The organism is Betaproteobacteria bacterium (genome assembly GCA_009377585.1).
Classification (GTDB): Bacteria; Pseudomonadota; Gammaproteobacteria; order Burkholderiales; family WYBJ01; genus WYBJ01.
Genome location: WHTS01000135.1, coordinates 1 through 14,916, shown reverse-complemented (window position 1 = coordinate 14,916; position 14,916 = coordinate 1). Strand labels below are relative to the sequence as shown.

Genomic DNA, 14,916 nt, shown 5'->3' with positions numbered 1-14,916 from the left:
CGTGCCGGGCTACGAGGGCATCACCTGGACGGCCGTCGGCGCGCCCGCCCGCACGCCGCGCGCCGCGATCGAGCGGCTGAACCGGGAGTTCAATGCAGCCCTCCAGTTGCCCGACATCCGGGAGCGCCTGGCGTTCGGCGGCTCCGTGGTCATCGGCGGCACGCCGGAGCAGTTTCGCGACTACCTGAAAGCGGAGCCAATCCAGGGCCGTAATGCAGTCCCCCGGATTCGCCTTGCCCTCGCTTCGCCGGCGGCGTAGTGTGGGGACAGAGGACGCCGATGGCGAGGGATAGCGAACGGTGGATCCAGTCCTCCACCGTCATTCCGATGTTCCCCACGCTAGTATGGAAGCTGCAGCTCGAGCCCCGGCATCGCGAGGAGATCGACGCGGCAATCGTGCCGGCGCTGGAAGAAATGCGGCTCGGTCTTCCGAAGCTCGAGCGCGGCTGCGGCTGGCAGTCGGAGCGAGGGCTCCATACACGGCAGGAGTTCCAGAAGCTTTCCGGATGCGTCATGAGCGCGGCCGAAGGCGTCCTGCGCTTCCTGCGAATCGGCTATGACGCCCTGGAAGTCACTGGTTGCTGGGCGACCGTCCTCGCGCGGGGCGGGATGCACAAGTATCACAGTCATCCGAACAACTTCTTGAGCGCCATCTATTACGTTCGCACTCACCCGGGCGCGGAGGTCATCAATTTCCACGACCCGAGAAGCCAGGCGAGCGTGATCCGGCCGCCGGTCACCGAGCTCACCGCCGAGAATACCGACCAAGTCGTGGTGCCGGTCAAGAACGGAACGCTCCTGATGTTCCCGGCGTATCTCCCGCATTCGGTGGACGAGACCGCAAGCGACGAAGAGCGCATCAGCGTTAGCTTCAACCTCATGTTTTGCGCCTTTACCGAGAATCTGGCCAAGCCGCTCTGGTGAACGCGGATGACTTGAAGGCAATTCCATGACCACGGTCAGCGTGTTCGGCGGCACGGGGTTCCTCGGCCGGCGGCTCGTGCGGCGGCTCGCCGCTGAAGGCGCGACTGTGCGCATCGCAGTCCGGTCTCCCGATCGGGCGCCCAGCGTCCTGCGAGCGGCTGATATGGAGCGTGTCACGGTCTTGCGCGCCGACGTGCACGACCAAGCCTCGGTCGCCGCCGCCGTAGCCGGGGTCGACGCCGTCGTCAACGCCGTCTCCGCCTATGTCGAGAAGCCCGGCGTGACTTTCGAGTCGGTGCATGAGCAAGGCGCCAAGACGCTCGCGCAGGAGGCAGCTGCTGCCGGCGTCGCGCGGCTCGTGCTCGTCTCCGGGATCGGCGCCGATCCGGAGTCGCGGTCTCCTTACATTCGGGCGCGTGGCCGCGGCGAGCTCGTAGTCAGACAGGCGTTCCCGAGCGCGACGATTGTCCGTCCGAGCGCGATGTTCGGTCCAGGCGACGCCCTGTTCGGCACGCTCGCCGACATCGTCCGCCTGCTCCCCGTCGTGCCACTGATCGGCGGCGGCCGCACCCGCCTACAACCCGTCTATGTGGAGGACGTGGCAGAGGCCATCGTTCGCATGCTCGCCGACCGCGGGACCGCCGGCCAGACCTATGAGCTTGCCGGCCCCGGCGTATACACGCTGCGCGAGCTGGTCACCTTCGCGCTAAGGCTCATCGATAAACGGCGGTTGCTCGTGCCGCTGCCCTTCGCCGTAGCCCAGATCCAGGCGCGGCTGTTCGAGTTTCTGCCCAGCCCGCCGCTCACGACCAGCCAGGTCGATCTCCTCAGGGCGGACAACCTGGCAAGCGGGACCCTGCCGGGTTTGCGCGACCTCGACATCCGGCCGAAGGCGATCGAGGACATCGTGCCGACCTATATCGGCCGGCGGCGTGCGCCCGGGCCGGGTTAAAGGCTCTGCAGCGTGTTCACGACGCGAGAACCCACCGAGTGAGGTGCGAAGTCTTCGGCAAGGTGGTGCTCAAGGTTTAGTATCTGCAGATCGTCGGCGTGGTACGTCGGCGTCAGCAATGCCGGCAAATGATCCTCGTCTTGCGCTTGTCGAGCGGTTTTTCCGCGGCACGGGCGACACGTATGACATCGTGGTCAACGTCGCAACCTTCGGGATCGATCGGCTTTGGAAGCGGCGCATTGCCCGCCAGATCCCGGCCGGGGCCGGCCGGATTCTCGACCTCGCCTGCGGCACCGGGATCTCCACGATGGCGATCGCGCGGCGCTTCCCGAATAGCCGCATCGTCGGCGTGGAGCTGCGCGAGGAGTACCTGGAGCTCGCGCGCGAAAAGGTACGCCGGGGCGACGTGCGGAACGTGGAACTCGTGCTCTCGCGCGCGGAGGATTACCGCTCGAGCGAGCCTTTCGATTGCATCTCGTCCTCGTACCTTGCCAAGTATGCGGACCTGCCGCTTCTCGTGCGCAACTGCCGCGAAATGCTGAAGGGCGGCGGAGTGCTTCTCATGCACGACTTCACGCTGCCTCCGAGCCGCGCCCTGCGCATCCTCTGGCGCCTTTACTTCAACGCGCTGCAGACGATCGGCGGGGCGCTGCTGCCCGCCTGGCGGGAGATCTACTACGGCTTGCCGCGGCTCATCGAGGAAACACGCTGGCTGCCCGATCTGCAGCACGCGCTCGCCGAGAGCGGCTTCGCCGACATGCGTACGCAGTACCTCACTGCGTACGGCTCGGCGATCGTCTCTGCGCGCCGATGAGGGCCTGACGGTGCGTAGAAGCTGATAAGCGGTCACTTGAGTGTCGTAGCGGGTTTCATACCGAATCGCTCGTGCAAGCCTTGACGGTCTCCGGTTGGCCGCGGACGCGGAGGAATGCGCCCTCCGCGTCGGTGCGCTCCTCCAGCTCTTTGCACGTCGCGAAGATCTCGCCGCGCAGGCTTTGCGCCGCCCACGGGAGGAAAAGCTTGGTAGCGCTACGTTTACCCGGCGTGCTGCGGTATACCCTACAAGGCAAGTGGTTGGAGCAGGCCGAGCGCGCGCGCATACTTGGCGCATGGCACGCACAATCAAGTGCATCAAGCTCGGGCGCGAGGCCGAGGGGCTCGATTTCCCGCCCTATCCCGGACAGCTCGGCAAGCGCATCTTCGAGAACGTGTCGAAGGAAGCGTGGCGGCTGTGGCTCGAGCACCAGAAGATGCTGGTGAACGAGAACCGGCTCAACCTCGCCGACAAGAAGGCGCGCGACTACCTCGCGCAGCAGATGGAGAACCATTTTTTCGGCAGTGGCGCCGACGTGGCCGCCGGCTACGTGCCGCCGACGCAACAGAAGTAGGCGGTCCGCATGGACAACGACGCGCCGCTGCCGACCGAGATCAAGCTGCACCAGAAGTCGCGGCGCATGGAGATCGCGTTCTCGGACGGCAGCCAGTTCGAGCTGAGCTACGAGCTGCTGCGCGTGTACTCGCCTTCGGCCGAAGTCCGCGGCCACGGGCCCGGCCAGGAGGTGCTGCAGGCCGGCAAGCGCGACGTGGAGATCCTGTCGCTGGAGCCGAGCGGCAGCTATGCGGTACAGCCGACGTTCTCCGACGGACACAACACGGGCATCTATTCCTGGGACTACCTCTACTGGCTAGGCCAGAACCGCGAAAAGCTATGGCGCGAATACCTACAGCGCATCGAGAACGCGGGGGCGAGCCGCGAGCCGGGGCCCGAGCCTTTCGAGGCGCGGCCGAAATCAAAGTAACGGGCGCCTTCAAGGTCGTCCTCGTCAATCCCTACGAGCTGGGGCGGCAGCCGTTTGCCCTGGCGCAGCCTGCCGCGTGGCTCAAGCGCGACGGCTTCGCGGTGAGCTGCCTCGATCTGTCGCTGCAGAAGCTCGATGCCGAAGTCCTACAGGACGCCGGCCTGGTAGCCGTCTACGTGGGCATGCATACCGCCACGCGCATCGCGGTGCAGGCCTTGCCGCGCATCAGGCTGCTCGCCCCGGAGGCGCACCTCTGCGTCTACGGGCTCTACGCCCCCATGAACGAGGCGCTGCTGCGCGGGCTGGGCGTGGACACCGTACTGGGCGGAGAGGTCGAGCCGGCGCTCGCCTCGCTTTGCCGGAGACTGCGGATCGATGGAGATCCGCGGGTGCAGAGCGAGCCGGTCATCAGCCTTGCCAAGATGGCGTTCGAGGTGCCGGACCGCAGCGGCCTGCCGAAGCTCTCACGCTACGCCCACCTGGTGCTGCCGGACGGATCGACCCGGGTCGCCGGATTCGCCGAGGGCAGCCGGGGCTGCAAGCACCTGTGCCGGCACTGCCCCGTGGTCCCGGTGTACCAGGGAACGTTCCGCATCGTTCCGGCCGACACGGTGATGCAGGACATTCGCCAGCAGGTGAAAGAAGGCGCCACCCACATCTCCTTCGGCGACCCGGATTTCTTCAACGGGCCCACCCATGGCCTGAGGCTCGCGCGCGCCTTGCACGAAGCGTTCCCCCAGGTCACGTTCGACGCGACCATCAAGATTCAGCACCTGATCGATCATGGAGCGCTATTGCCCGAGCTGCGCGCGAGCGGATGCCTGTTCATCACCTCCGCCGTGGAAGCCGTGGACGACGAGATCCTGCGCCATCTCGACAAGAACCACACCAGCCGCGACTTCGACCAGGCCGTCGCGCTCACGGGTGCAGCCGGCATTGCGCTCGCACCGACCTTTGTCGCCTTCACCCCGTGGACTACCCTGGAGGGCTACCTCGCGCTGCTCGAGCGGCTCGTGGAGCTGCAGCTTGTGGAAAGCGTGCCGCCGGTACAGCTCACCATTCGGCTGCTCGTGCCCGAAGGCTCCTGGCTGCTGAAGCTGCCCGGCTTCAGGGAGAGGCTCCTCGGCTTCGACGCGGCGCTCCTCGGCTATCCATGGATTCATCGCGATCCCCGCGTGGATCGCCTGCAGCAGGACGTGCAAGCGGAAGTCGCCCGCTGCGAGCAGCAATCGGTTCCCCGCCGCGAAGTGTTCGCCGCCGTTTGGCGCATGGCCCATGAGGCTGCCGCGCGCCCCGCGCCTGAGCTTCCGGGCGATCTCGGCGCGCCGATCCCGCGTCTTTCCGAACCGTGGTACTGCTGCGCCGAGCCGACCGAGCAGCAGCTGCAATCTTTCTGAGCGTGCCCATGAAAGCCATCGCCATAGCCTTTTTCGACTCGCCGCCTCCGGGCATCCCGCGCTGGGAAGGCGGACCCGTGCCTGCCGGTTGCATGTTCTGGGAAAAAGCTATGAGTGGGCAGACCTTTTATACGGTTGCCTCCGATCATTACAACTGCGCGGTTGGAAGCCACACCCACAGCATCGCGCTGCCGCCCGAGCGTGCGCACGAGCTGAATGACACGATCGTGTTCATGGCTCGAAACAACTACGTTGCGACCGAGGAAGTGCCGGGTATCCCGACGCTCGCCAAATCTCCCGGTGCCGTGGCGTACGGCCCGATCGACGGCGCCGGCTTCAAGCCCGATGTGGTGCTGATCGCGGCGAAGCCGGCGCAGGCCATGCTGATTTACGAAGCCGCCCTCAAGGCAGGGGCGGGTAGCGCCCTGACGAACGCGCTGGGTCGTCCCGCCTGTGCCGTCCTTCCGCTGACAACGGCAAGCCGCGAGATCTCCGTCTCGCTCGGCTGCAAAGGCAACCGGACGTTTACCGGTCTGCCGGACGAGGAAATGTATGTGGCCATTCCTGGCGACAAGTGGGGGGCGGTCGTCGAGAAGCTTGGCGAAGCGCACGCAGCCAACGCGGTGATGGAAAGGTATTACTGCGAGAGAAAGACGCAGCTTTCGCCATGAAGCGCGTTTTGCTGCTTCTGCCCACCACCGGCTACCGCAATAACGACTTTCTTGCGGCCGCCAAAAAGCTGGGCGTGGAAATCGTGCCCGCGGGCAACTACTGCCACCGATTGGCGCCGTCCTGGGGGCTCGCTCCCATCATGGCGCTGCACTTCGACCAGCCGGCGCAGGCGGCGGAAACCGTGTTGCGGGAAATGAACGGCATCCCGGATGCGGTGCTGGCGGTGGACGATTCGGGAGTGGAGCTTGCGGCCCTCCTGTCGGAGCGTCTTGGCCTGCCGGGAAATCCCGCCCAGGCGGTGCGCACGGTGGGCGACAAGCTGGCGTTCCGCCGGCTGCTCCAGGAACGCGAATTCCGGTGTCCCGGATTCCGTCACCTGCCGAGCGGAGAAGATCCCCGCAAACTGTTTGGCGAGCTCGAGTTTCCCGTGGTGGTGAAGGCCCGGCGCCTATCGGCAAGCCGCGGCGTGATCCGTGCCGACGATCCCGAAGCGCTGATGCGGGCGGTGAACTGGGTACGGGCCATCCAGGTCCGCGCCGACCGCGACGCTCAGGACCTGGGCCTGGTCCTCGAGGACTTCATTCCCGGGCGCGAGTATGCCTTGGAAGGCAGCCTGCAGCGGGGGAAGTTAAGCATCCTCGCTTTGTTCGACAAGCCCGATCCCCTGGACGGGCCCTACTTCGAGGAAACGCTCTACATCACACCGTCGCGGCTGCCGCAGGTGCTTCAGGACCGCATCCATGAGGACGTGGCGCGCGCCTGCCGTGCCGCCGGGCTCGTGACCGGGCCCGTGCACGCCGAAGTGCGGGTCAATGGCCAGGGGGTCTGGATCCTGGAGGTCGCGGCCCGCTCCATCGGCGGCTTGTGCGCTCGCGTACTCGAGCATCTCCTGGGCGTGAGCCTCGAGGAGCTGATCTTGCGCCAGGTGGTGGGCGAATCGCTCCTGTCGCTTCCGGTCGGCACTGAGGCGGCCGGCGAGCGCGGCGCTGCGGGCGTGATGATGATCCCGATTCCACGGCGCGGTATTTACCGCGGGCTCGAAGGCCTCGCCGCCGCGCAGTCGGTACCTGGGATCACAGGCGTGGCCATTACGGTGGAACCCGGCCAGATCATTGCGCCGCCTCCCGACGGGGCGACCTACCTTGGGTTCCTCTTTGCCCGGGCGGCGAGCCCCGCGGAGGCGGAAACGGCGCTGCGCATCGCCCATGGCCTGCTCCACTTCGAAATCCACCCCGAATATCCCGCGACAACAGCGCCTACCGCCGGAACGGCGTGGTCCGCTTCCTAAGGACCGCCTCGTTTGAGGACGCTGGCGACAAGGAGCAGGCAAAGTTTTGCCGGCGGGTAGAGGCTGTATTGTTCGACCATCCCTGTTTGGTCGCACGACGGCATCATCTGCACTGGCGAGACGTATAAGTTCGTCGCGAAGGTCACTTTCGCCAAGGGGGCTTTCTTGAAGGACCCTGCCAAGCTCTTCAACTCGAGCCTCGGCGGGAACGTGAGGCGAGCGATTGACATCCGCGGGGGCGAGAAGACCGACGCGGGCGCCTTCAAGTCGCTGATCAGGACGGCGGTCGCGGCCAACACGTCCGCCGGAAAAGCAAAGCGCGGGAAAAAGTAGCTGAATTCGCGGCGCAGAATGTCCGCCGTTGGCGTGCGCCGTGATAAGGCGGCGCTTTCCAGTGGGTGCAAGCCCCACCCGGCGATCTGCTCCACCCGGAAGTCGTCGATGCCGACCTCGCGGACTACTTCGGAAGCATCCCGCACGCCGAGTTACTCAAATCGGTGACGCGCCGGGTTGTTGACCGGCGCGTGCTACATCTGCTCAAGATGTGGCTGGAGTGTCCCGTTGAAGAGACCGACGATCGAGGAAGGACGACACGCACGACCGAGGCCAAAGACAGCAGACGCGGACGTCCGCTTCGCCATCCACCGAACTCACACTTTCGATGTGCGCCGTGCAAAGGCGGCGCTTTCCAGTGGGTGCAAATCCCACCCGGCGAAAATGCTCCAGCCGGAAGCAACCGGAGCAACTATGGAGGTAACGAAATGGTTGAAGCCTTCGGTGAAGCGTGCCACGACATACGGTGGCAGCGCGAGTGTGCAGGCCGCAACGCGAGTGAACGCTGAGCAATCCTCGAAAAGTGAAATGCGCAGGACGACCCGACTGTCGTATCGGGGAAGTCTGTTACGACCGGATGGTTGAGCGAGGCTGTACCGCCGGTCGCTGCGCCGGGGTAGTGGTGGCAGCATGTACACAAAGGAAAGCGCACGCAACACGGGAAGCCCCTTGGCGTGGTCAGGGATGGCCAGCCGAACGCTCGCGAGAGATGGTTCGGGCGCTCTGGGGTGGCGGAGAGGCTCGTAGTACTGCTGAAACCGGGTAATGCCGGTGGAGGGAAGGGGCCTTGGTTCAAGATAGACGCAAGACGTAGTGAGGGACCTGGAGATTGGGCAACCTAACAACTCCGATAAGTGTTCAGAAACTGCAGATGGCGTTACACGCGAAAGCGAAGGCTGAAGCCGGCTACCGCTTCTACGCGCTGTACGACAAGATCAGCCGCGAGGACATCCTGGCCCATGCCTGGGCCCAGTGCCGCTCTAACAAGGGCGCACCGGGCGTGGATGGTCAGGACTTCGCGGATGTCGAGGCGGATGGCGTGCAGCGGTGGCTCGGTGAACTGGCGCTTGCGCTCAGGTTTGGCAAGAGACCACGGAGGTGGTGGGCAAGTTGAACCGAGTGCTGCGCGGCTGGGCGAACTACTTCCAAGTAGGGACCACCAGCGGCGCGTACCAGGCGCTCGACAACTACACCGCACCGCGGTTGCGCCGGTGGTTGCGCATCAAGCACAAGGTCAGACGACGCCGGGGCGGGGCCTATCCTCCCTCGCACCTTTACGGGCACTTCGGGCTCGTCAGTCTGAGTGGGCGCGACAAGTCGTGGGCGAAGGCGTGATGTCTTGTCCGAGAGCCGGATGCGGTAGCTCCGCACGTCCGGTTCGATGAGCGGGATGTGGAAACGGGGTTATGGCAAGGTTACTTGGGCACCGCCAGACGAAAGGGGCGGCCACAGACACACCGAACCTACCGCTACCGCGCCACATCTCGACTCTACCTGGAGCGGTTATCGCGGATTACATCTGCCGAAAACGGTACCCGAACTGCTGGCTCACGTGTAGCGTCTCCTTACGATTCTTCAGCTTTACTACAAACGCGCCGGACAACTCGCGCGATACGCCCGCGATCGCATTGACGTTAACGATGGTTGAACGATGAATCTGCCAGAACTGCGCGGGATCGAGTTCGTTCAAGAGGTCCTTGAGTGGCTTGCGGATCAAAGCCTCGCTGTCGCCGATGACAACCCGCGTGTATTTGGCATCAGACTGGAAATAGCAGATCTCATCGACAGTAATCAGCCGCACATCGGCGCCGAGCGATGCATTGATCCAGCGTAGATAAGGGCTCGTCCGTGCCGCACGTTTGGCGAGCGCATCCAACAAGCTATCCAGATTCGAAGGCGCCGATGAGAGGCGTGCCTTGACGCGTTCGCATGCAGTAGCGAGGCGACCCGCGGTCACGGGCTTCATCAGATAATCCACGGCGCCTTCATCGAACGCAGCAACGGCGTATTGATCGTATGCCGTCAAGAACACAACGTGGTATCGGCCGCTCGCATGCCGCGCGACTTCGAGCCCGGTCAAACCCGGCATTTGAATGTCGAGAAACAACACGTCTGGATCGTGCTGGTTCAGCGCCTGCATCGCCTAAAAACCGTCTTCGGCCGCCGCCGCGATGGTAAGCTCCGGCCAGATCGTGCCGAGCAATTCCTTTAACTGCGCGCGCAGCACGGGTTCGTCTTCAGCGATCACTGCGATGGGAGTGCGGGCCATCATGTTGGGGCGCCGTGGGATCGCAGTGTCCCGGAAATCGCGCTCCACCGGTTCGGGGCTACAACGGTGTTCATCGCGATCACAATGTTCCAGTCAACCAGAGTTCCTTTACGTCTTCGCCTGCGGCGGCGACTTGAGCTCAATGATCAGCACGCTCGAGCCGACTTTGCCCGTGTTTTCGACTTTGTGGGTTTCCGCCTCACTCCAGAATACGTCGCCGAGCTTGCGCGAGAGATTGCGAACCGTTCCGTCCGGCGTTGTCAGCTTGCCCTTCCAGTCCGTCAGCACTACAGTCAGATGAGGGGGATGCGAGTGCAGGCCTTCCCCGCATATGCCCATTCCCGGACGGCCTGTGAATTCGAGCACGCGTAGCTTGTCGTTCTCGAACTTGACGCGATAGGCGCGCGGCATGACTTTCGCCGCGTCCTGTGCGTAGGCCTCGCCCAATGCGATTTGCGCGCCGAGACTACCAAGTCCTGCAAGCAAGAGTTGTCGTCGGGCTTTGCTCGGTGCCTTCATAAAGCCTCCAACTTGGGTTTGGTAGCTTGCGAATCGTTCAGCGCGCAACGCAGGAAGACGATGAGCTCGTCGAGCAGCCGGTCGGCTGCGGTCGGATCGTCTTCGTACAGTCGTTCCAGCCGTGAGAGCGTGCGGTAGAGGTGAGTGGGATCGACGCGAGCCTCTAGCGACGCGAGTCTTGCCTCTGCCAGCCGGTGCTGCGAAATCGCCCGGTTTAGCTCGGCCGAGCGCAAAGCCAAGAGCATGCGCGTACGCCGGCGGTGCGATGTGCCTACTGCGGCGATCAAGCCGCCGAAGAAGAACATGAGCCAGGCGTGATAGAGCATGCCTCCAATCCAGTTTTCCGGCTGTCCAACGTGGTCTCGAAAGAGATGCATCCCTAGCTGATCGCGCAGCACCAACATCGAGAACGCATGCCATGCGATCACGCTAGCGGTCACGCCCCCTACAAGGGCAAGTCCGAGTTGCCAGGGGCGCAATTCATCGGGACTCGCGAGCCTTTCCGCAATGGCGAGCGCGAGCGCGAATAAAGCGCACTCCCCACACCATACGACCAGCGACGAGACGAATAGGCCGAAACCGATTTCGTTCGGCGCCGATACAAGCGGAAAGTAGTACAGAAAATCGAGCGTTGCGATGGTGGCGCCGACAATACAGCCGAGGGCAGGCGCAGTTCTCCAGGTCAGAATTCCCGAAGGACTTCGTTCCGCGGTTTCGAACACCGTCGCGCTGCGGCTTTTCATGCGATTTCCGCGGTCGACGCTTTCGTCGGGATCGAGATCGTCGCGGACATGCCCCGCGGCACATTCGCCTGGAGGTCGAGACGCGCGGCATCACCATATAAGGTCGCGAGCCGCGCGCGCAGATTTGCGAGTCCTCCGCCGGTGCCGCTCTCGCTGCGCAATCCCACCCCGGTGTCAGCGACGCCAACGATGAGCTGCCCATCGGCAAGCCGCGCGGTGATCGTGATCGTGCCGCCCTCCGGTAATGGGTTGAGCCCGTGCTTTATCGCGTTTTCGGTAAGCGTGGAAAGCGCGAGCGGTGGAAACGCTAATGCGGCAAGGTCGTCGGGAACGTCGAAATGAACTTGCAGGCGCGCGCCCATGCGCACCTGCAGCACGCCCAGGTAGGCTCGCGCGAGCTCCACGTCCTGTTTGAGTGTCGTCTGGTCGTGTCGCATCTGCGGCAGGACGGCGCGCACATAAGCGATGAAGTTCGCAAGCATGGCACGACCGCGCTCGGGATCCGAGCGGAAGAGCTGGTGCACGTTCGCAAGCGTATTGAACAGGAAATGCGGTTCAACGTACGCGTGCAGTGATTGCAGGCGCGCTTGTGTCATCTGCAGATCGATCTGTACGCGCTGAAGCTCGCTGTGGTGCAGCTGGGCCGCGACCTGCGCTGACTGGCGTTGAAAAATGAAGAACGCATAGGCCAGCGCGCCAATGGTCATCCAGCGGGCGCTTTTTGCGAATAGCACCGCCGCCACCGAAACGTCCGGCGCGAGCGGCAAGCGAAGCATGAGCAGAGCTTCTCCGGCGACCGCGCCCAATGCGATTGACGCCAGGATGCACCCATGCATCCCTAAGGTCGTATTCATGGGCACAAGGCTGCCAAGCGCGACGCAGGCGAAGATGCATCCGCCTACGATGAGTTGATCCAACAAGTGATCCATCCATCCGTGCAGGATAGCGGAGAGCGGCCAGTTCGCGTACAAAGCGACCTGGAAGAGCAACTGCGTGGAGAAGGCGAGAATGATGCAAAACGCGAGGAGACCGCCCCGCCAAAGCGTGGACCACGGCACCCCCTGACGGGCAGTGGCCTCGTTCACGAGGCTGGGAAATTGGGTCATGCGCTTACACCCAGTTGCATCAGCGATCGCCCCGTTCGATGAGACACCGCCGGTCATGTCCACCGGTGCGCGCCTTTATTATCAGGCGTTCACGATGCAAGCGCACATGATCGGGATCTTGCGAGCACCAATTCGGCTACACGAGCTTGGCTGGAGCTCTCCAACAGACGATTACTTGCCCGAGTAATCGACGAAGCCGTCGCGATTGGGCATTTTCACCTGCGGCAGAGTCTGGGCGTTCATCACCGCATCCGCGTGGATGATACCGTTCAGATTCAGCACATAGGCGGTCACGGCGTAAACCTCATCATCGGTCAGCGACATCGGCGCGGTGGTCGGCATCGCCCTACGCACGTAATCAAAGAGCGTGGTCGCATACGGCCAATAGCTAGCGACGGTGCGCACCGGATTGATCGACGCCAGCGTTCCGATCCCACCGGTCAGTGCGTCGGCCGGCTTACCCGTGCCATTCGGGCCGTGACACGCCTGGCATTTCGCGATGTAAAGCGCTGCGCCTTGCTTCACGTTGCCGTTGCCGGGTGGAAGACCGGCGCCGTTCGGCGAGATGCTGATGTCCCACGCTGCGATTTCCTCCGTGGTCGCAGCGCGACCAAGGTTCGGGCCGTGCGAAAGCGGCTGCGGTTCGCTAATATGCGTTGCACACGCGCCAAGCAGAGCCACCACCATACTCGCCCCGATGCGCTTAGAGGTAGACATTGTTCACCCTTCCGTCCGCATTGACTGCCCAAGTCTGGATCATCGTGTTGTGGAAACGATTGCCTGGCGAGTATTGCGCGGTCCACGCCGCACGCGATTCCTGCACGCGGCCTGTGTCGTCGGTCGCACGACTTTGCAGCATCGTTTCTGCGCCATTCCACTCCCAAGGCAGGCGAAACCGCACGACGTTCTTCGGCAGGCTCGGTCCGGAGAAGCTCGCGTCCCTCCAGCTCGCTCCACCGTCGCTCGATACCTCGACTCTGGTGATGCGGCCTGCGCCGGACCAAGCGAGGCCACTCACCTCGTAGAGACCGGGACCCTGCATAGTCATCCCGCCTGACGGGCGAGTGATGACGGATTTCACGCCCATTACGAATGTGAACTGACGTGCCTTACCATCTGACATCAGATCTGTGTACTTAGAAGTCTCGTCCTTGGTGTGCGTCGGCCCTTCGGTTGCCTTCAGGCGGCGCAACCATTTCACGCTCACGTTGCCTTCCCAGCCCGGCACCACCAGGCGCAGCGGATAGCCTTGTTCCGGGCGGATGCGCTCGCCGTTTTGATACAAGGCAACCAAGATGTCCTCGAGCGCCTTTTCGACCGGAATGCTACGGCTCATTGCTGCCGAGTCCGCCCCTTCGGCAAGCAGCCATTTCCCCGTGGGCTCCAGCCCCGCTTCGTTGAGGAGCAACGAAAGTGGAACGCCGGTCCACTCGCTGCATGACATGACGCCGTGGATCATTCCCGCTGTGACTTGTGGCGCCTTGGGGAGTGTGTTGAGGGCGCTGTTGCCGGCGCATTCAATGAAGCAGGTACGGCTCACCATCGGGTAACGCAATAGCGCTTCGACGTTGAACGCGAGGGGTTTTCGGACGAGTCCGTGTATCAAGAGCTTGTGCTGAGCAGGATCGATGCTGGGAACGCCGTTATGGTGACGCTCGAAGTGCAGCCCGCTTGGCGTGATGGTGCCCTCGAGCAGTTGCAACGGCGTGCGGGAGGTGCCGCTCCCCAGGTCGAGCTTGCCGTAGTTTGGCGCCAGCGCGCGCAACACTTTCGCTTCATGCATGGAGGGCTGGCCGTAACCCCTCAGGGGCTCGCCGGGTATTTGCATCCAGCGCGGCACTCCAGCGGGTGCGTCTGCGGCTGATGCCGGCGCAGCCCAGCCCGTGGCAGCTGCGGTGACCATTCCCGCCCCGCGCGAGAGGAAAGCGCGTCGATCGATCCTGCTGGAGTCGCTTGCCATATTGTGCTCCTGAAGGGTTTGCACGAGAAAAAACTAGCGAGATGAACCCCGACGAGCAATCGGCTTGCGACGAATCTCGATATTTCGGGACGAATGCGGCGAAAAGAGCGACGGGTCGGTCCAAGCGACTACTGGTGGGCCGAGAGCAGCCAGCAGCCTGCCATCCAATTTGTCGAAGGCGGAACTACAACTACATCTGCCTAACTATGCGCGAACCGCTGTCTCGCCGCTGAGGGCTTCTTACCGGCGCGAGGCAGCTTGCGGATGCGAACCATCGCCATTGCCAAGCGCTTGCAAAGGCCTCAGATGGTTCGAGACCGCATAGGTGCCGACCTTGCGACCGAGCTCGGTCGAGTGCTCGTTCGTGGTACGAAAGTGGATGCCCGCCCATACGCGGGCGTCTTCCATTTCCTTTTCGATCTGTGTCCAGTTCGAATAGCTGCGCATCATGCCCGACCCGAGCGGGTACACATAGCTGAACATCGGTTCATTGGATCCGAATATCGCCGAATCGGATCCGAAGAGATCACGCAGCACCTGCGCGATGGCGCCCGTGACCATACAGTGCCCGGACGGATAGTCCGGATAAGGAGGCGTGACGAGCAAGGACTTCCAGTTCTCATCGGCCCGAATCGGTCCGTACCCGGCTCGTATGGCCGTGACGGGACGCCATGCGTTCTCCTTGTACTTGATCCGGAAGGCGACGATCATGGCGTCGGCAGCTGCCAAATGCATCAATGCAAACAGGCGGGCATTTTCTTGTAATGGGAGCTTTCTCGCCTCAGAGAATGCGCGTGCGGCGGTATTCAACTGCGGGATCTCGTTGCCCGACCAGAAGATCGCAACTGCAGTCTGCTCTGCGGTTCGCTCGGTGCTGCGGCGACCGCCACGACGTTTGATCTCGTCCAGGTCGCGCGCGAACTCCCGGCTGGTGAGCGCCGGGCGTCCTTTAGC

The 14,916-nt window shown here is 63.5% G+C and carries 14 protein-coding genes and 6 pseudogenes; 13 read left to right on the top strand and 7 right to left on the bottom strand.

All coding sequences use genetic code 11. The annotated features are described in order from the left end of the window. The first annotated feature begins 1 nt into the window (after nt 1). The 13 genes and pseudogenes from GEV05_26740 to GEV05_26680 all read left to right on the top strand — a co-directional run bounded on the left by GEV05_26740 (nt 2) and on the right by GEV05_26680 (nt 8,700). Complete coding sequence (locus tag GEV05_26740) at nt 2-259, top strand: hypothetical protein (GenBank protein MPZ46912.1); 258 nt, start codon at nt 2-4, stop codon at nt 257-259. A 20-nt stretch (nt 260-279) separates the two neighbouring features. Continuing rightward, nucleotides 280-924, top strand: coding sequence for a hypothetical protein (locus GEV05_26735; protein MPZ46911.1), 645 nt, complete (start codon nt 280-282; stop codon nt 922-924). A gap of 25 nt (nt 925-949) precedes the next feature. Beyond that, nucleotides 950-1,876, top strand: coding sequence for an SDR family NAD(P)-dependent oxidoreductase (locus GEV05_26730; protein ID MPZ46910.1), 927 nt, complete (start codon nt 950-952; stop codon nt 1,874-1,876). 118 nt (nt 1,877-1,994) lie between these two features. Continuing rightward, nucleotides 1,995-2,690, top strand: coding sequence for a methyltransferase domain-containing protein (locus tag GEV05_26725; GenBank protein MPZ46909.1), 696 nt, complete (start codon nt 1,995-1,997; stop codon nt 2,688-2,690). Nucleotides 2,691-2,985: 295 nt separating this feature from the next. After that, on the top strand, nt 2,986-3,264 hold the full coding sequence (locus tag GEV05_26720) for an oxidative damage protection protein (GenBank protein ID MPZ46908.1): 279 nt from the start codon (nt 2,986-2,988) through the stop codon (nt 3,262-3,264). Nucleotides 3,265-3,273: 9 nt separating this feature from the next. Continuing rightward, the gene (locus GEV05_26715) at nt 3,274-3,675 is read left to right on the top strand and encodes a DUF971 domain-containing protein (GenBank protein MPZ46907.1); all 402 of its coding nucleotides are present in this window, start codon (nt 3,274-3,276) and stop codon (nt 3,673-3,675) included. Continuing rightward, nucleotides 3,585-5,072: a radical SAM protein gene (locus GEV05_26710; protein MPZ46906.1), complete on the top strand. Its 1,488-nt coding sequence runs from the start codon at nt 3,585-3,587 to the stop codon at nt 5,070-5,072. The genes GEV05_26715 and GEV05_26710 overlap by 91 nt, the downstream gene beginning before the upstream one ends. An 8-nt stretch (nt 5,073-5,080) precedes the next feature. Continuing rightward, nucleotides 5,081-5,743 carry a hypothetical protein gene (locus tag GEV05_26705; protein ID MPZ46905.1) on the top strand — a complete coding sequence of 221 codons (663 nt, stop codon included), beginning with the start codon at nt 5,081-5,083 and terminating at the stop codon, nt 5,741-5,743. Then, nucleotides 5,740-7,032, top strand: coding sequence for an ATP-grasp domain-containing protein (locus tag GEV05_26700; GenBank protein ID MPZ46904.1), 1,293 nt, complete (start codon nt 5,740-5,742; stop codon nt 7,030-7,032). The genes GEV05_26705 and GEV05_26700 overlap by 4 nt, the downstream gene beginning before the upstream one ends. 81 nt (nt 7,033-7,113) lie before the next feature. Then, nucleotides 7,114-7,365: pseudogene (locus GEV05_26695) on the top strand (DUF1801 domain-containing protein). Nucleotides 7,366-7,463: 98 nt separating this feature from the next. Next, nucleotides 7,464-7,658, top strand: a pseudogene (locus GEV05_26690) (group II intron reverse transcriptase/maturase). 337 nt (nt 7,659-7,995) lie between these two features. Beyond that, nucleotides 7,996-8,207, top strand: a pseudogene (locus GEV05_26685) (hypothetical protein). Nucleotides 8,208-8,236: 29 nt separating this feature from the next. Next, nucleotides 8,237-8,700 (top strand): annotated as a pseudogene (locus tag GEV05_26680) (hypothetical protein). On the opposite strand, the pseudogene GEV05_26675 reads toward GEV05_26680, so the two are convergent. The 7 genes and pseudogenes from GEV05_26675 to soxC all read right to left on the bottom strand — a co-directional run bounded on the left by GEV05_26675 (nt 8,660) and on the right by soxC (nt 13,962). Continuing rightward, nucleotides 8,660-8,860 (bottom strand): annotated as a pseudogene (locus tag GEV05_26675) (hypothetical protein). The pseudogenes GEV05_26680 and GEV05_26675 sit on opposite strands and share 41 nt — an antisense overlap. 18 nt (nt 8,861-8,878) lie before the next feature. Continuing rightward, nucleotides 8,879-9,634 (bottom strand): annotated as a pseudogene (locus tag GEV05_26670) (response regulator). Nucleotides 9,635-9,742: 108 nt separating this feature from the next. Next, nucleotides 9,743-10,153, bottom strand: a complete 411-nt coding sequence (locus GEV05_26665; GenBank protein MPZ46903.1) for a hypothetical protein — start codon at nt 10,151-10,153, stop codon at nt 9,743-9,745. Then, nucleotides 10,150-10,896 carry a hypothetical protein gene (locus tag GEV05_26660; protein ID MPZ46902.1) on the bottom strand — a complete coding sequence of 249 codons (747 nt, stop codon included), beginning with the start codon at nt 10,894-10,896 and terminating at the stop codon, nt 10,150-10,152. The genes GEV05_26665 and GEV05_26660 overlap by 4 nt, the downstream gene beginning before the upstream one ends. Then, nucleotides 10,893-12,065 (bottom strand): hypothetical protein, encoded by a 1,173-nt coding sequence (locus GEV05_26655; GenBank protein MPZ46901.1) that lies wholly within the window; start codon nt 12,063-12,065, stop codon nt 10,893-10,895. Before GEV05_26655 ends, GEV05_26660 begins: the two co-directional genes overlap by 4 nt. A 108-nt stretch (nt 12,066-12,173) precedes the next feature. Then, a complete protein-coding gene (locus GEV05_26650) occupies nt 12,174-12,719 on the bottom strand; it encodes a c-type cytochrome (protein MPZ46900.1) in 546 nt (181 codons plus the stop codon). Continuing rightward, entirely contained in the window at nt 12,706-13,962 is a 1,257-nt protein-coding gene (soxC, locus tag GEV05_26645; GenBank protein ID MPZ46899.1) for a sulfite dehydrogenase, read from the bottom strand. Before soxC ends, GEV05_26650 begins: the two co-directional genes overlap by 14 nt. Between the last annotated feature and the right edge of the window lie 954 nt (nt 13,963-14,916).

Excerpts from the sequence above, each read along its gene's own strand:
- GEV05_26665 (MPZ46903.1), bottom strand. The coding sequence starts at position 10,153 with ATGAAGGCACCGAGCAAAGCCCGACGACAACTCTTGCTTGCAGGACTT.
- GEV05_26730 (MPZ46910.1), top strand. The coding sequence starts at position 950 with ATGACCACGGTCAGCGTGTTCGGCGGCACGGGGTTCCTCGGCCGGCGG.
- GEV05_26720 (MPZ46908.1), top strand. The coding sequence starts at position 2,986 with ATGGCACGCACAATCAAGTGCATCAAGCTCGGGCGCGAGGCCGAGGGG.
- GEV05_26650 (MPZ46900.1), bottom strand. The coding sequence starts at position 12,719 with ATGTCTACCTCTAAGCGCATCGGGGCGAGTATGGTGGTGGCTCTGCTT.
- GEV05_26735 (MPZ46911.1), top strand. The coding sequence starts at position 280 with ATGGCGAGGGATAGCGAACGGTGGATCCAGTCCTCCACCGTCATTCCG.
- GEV05_26700 (MPZ46904.1), top strand. The coding sequence starts at position 5,740 with ATGAAGCGCGTTTTGCTGCTTCTGCCCACCACCGGCTACCGCAATAAC.
- soxC (MPZ46899.1), bottom strand. The coding sequence starts at position 13,962 with ATGGCAAGCGACTCCAGCAGGATCGATCGACGCGCTTTCCTCTCGCGC.
- GEV05_26725 (MPZ46909.1), top strand. The coding sequence starts at position 1,995 with ATGCCGGCAAATGATCCTCGTCTTGCGCTTGTCGAGCGGTTTTTCCGC.
- GEV05_26660 (MPZ46902.1), bottom strand. The coding sequence starts at position 10,896 with ATGAAAAGCCGCAGCGCGACGGTGTTCGAAACCGCGGAACGAAGTCCT.
- GEV05_26715 (MPZ46907.1), top strand. The coding sequence starts at position 3,274 with ATGGACAACGACGCGCCGCTGCCGACCGAGATCAAGCTGCACCAGAAG.
- GEV05_26710 (MPZ46906.1), top strand. The coding sequence starts at position 3,585 with ATGGCGCGAATACCTACAGCGCATCGAGAACGCGGGGGCGAGCCGCGA.
- GEV05_26705 (MPZ46905.1), top strand. The coding sequence starts at position 5,081 with ATGAAAGCCATCGCCATAGCCTTTTTCGACTCGCCGCCTCCGGGCATC.